This window comes from Ruegeria sp. BC3 (assembly GCF_056539265.1).
In genome coordinates this window covers 1-1,230 of record NZ_JBQFUP010000024.1, presented here as the reverse complement: position 1 = coordinate 1,230, position 1,230 = coordinate 1, and the positions used below count along the sequence as shown (strand labels likewise).

The following is a 1,230-nucleotide window of genomic DNA, read 5'->3' as shown; positions in this document are numbered from 1 at the left end:
ACAAAAAAGGGCGCCCATTTGGGCGCCCTTTCTGTCGGTATTCGCGGGTGCGAATTACTCGATGATTTTCGACACAACGCCGGCGCCGACGGTGCGGCCGCCTTCGCGGATCGCGAAGCGAAGACCGTTTTCCATCGCGATCGGCGCGATCAGCTCAACGCCGAACGACACGTTGTCGCCGGGCATGACCATCTCGGTGCCTTCCGCCAGGGTCACGGTACCGGTCACGTCAGTCGTACGGAAGTAGAACTGCGGACGGTAGTTCGCGAAGAACGGAGTGTGACGACCGCCTTCTTCCTTGGTCAGGATATAGGCTTCGGCTTCGAACTTGGTGTGCGGTGTAACCGAACCCGGCTTACACAGAACCTGGCCACGCTCAACGCCGTCACGGTCAACACCACGCAGCAGCGCGCCGATGTTGTCGCCCGCTTCACCGCGGTCCAGCAGCTTGCGGAACATTTCAACGCCGGTGCAGGTCGTCTTGGTGGTGTCACGGATGCCAACGATTTCGATCTCGTCGCCAACGTTGATCACGCCACGCTCAACACGACCGGTCACAACGGTACCACGACCCGAGATCGAGAACACGTCTTCGATCGGCATCAGGAACGGCTGGTCAACAGCACGCTCAGGGGTATCGATGTAGTCATCAACAGCCGCCATCAGTTCCTTGATCTTCTCTTCGCCGATTTCCGGGTTGTTGCCTTCCATCGCCGCCAGAGCCGAACCTGCGATGATCGGAATATCGTCGCCGGGGTAGTCGTAGCTGGACAGCAGTTCGCGAACTTCCATCTCAACCAGTTCCAGCAGCTCTTCGTCGTCAACCTGGTCAACTTTGTTCAGGAACACGACCATCTTCGGGATGCCAACCTGGCGGCCCAGCAGGATGTGCTCACGCGTCTGCGGCATCGGGCCGTCAGCGGCGTTCACAACCAGAATCGCGCCGTCCATCTGGGCAGCACCGGTGATCATGTTCTTGACGTAGTCAGCGTGGCCGGGGCAGTCGACGTGCGCATAGTGGCGGTTGTCGGTCTCGTATTCCACGTGGGCGGTCGAGATGGTGATCCCGCGCGCTTTCTCTTCCGGCGCACCGTCAATCTGGTCATACGCTTTGAAGTCACCGAAATACTTGGTGATCGCTGCGGTCAGCGTCGTTTTACCATGGTCAACGTGGCCAATCGTGCCGATGTTGACGTGCGGTTTTGTACGCTCAAACTTTTCCTTTGCCAT

Annotated in this window: 1 protein-coding gene; it reads right to left on the bottom strand. The window is 58.9% G+C overall.

The genetic code is table 11. The annotated features are described in order from the left end of the window. Positions 1-54: 54 nt before the first annotated feature. Positions 55-1,230: elongation factor Tu (gene tuf / locus ACR0MV_RS21620; RefSeq protein WP_170429872.1), on the bottom strand; the 1,176-nt coding region annotated here is incomplete at its 5' end.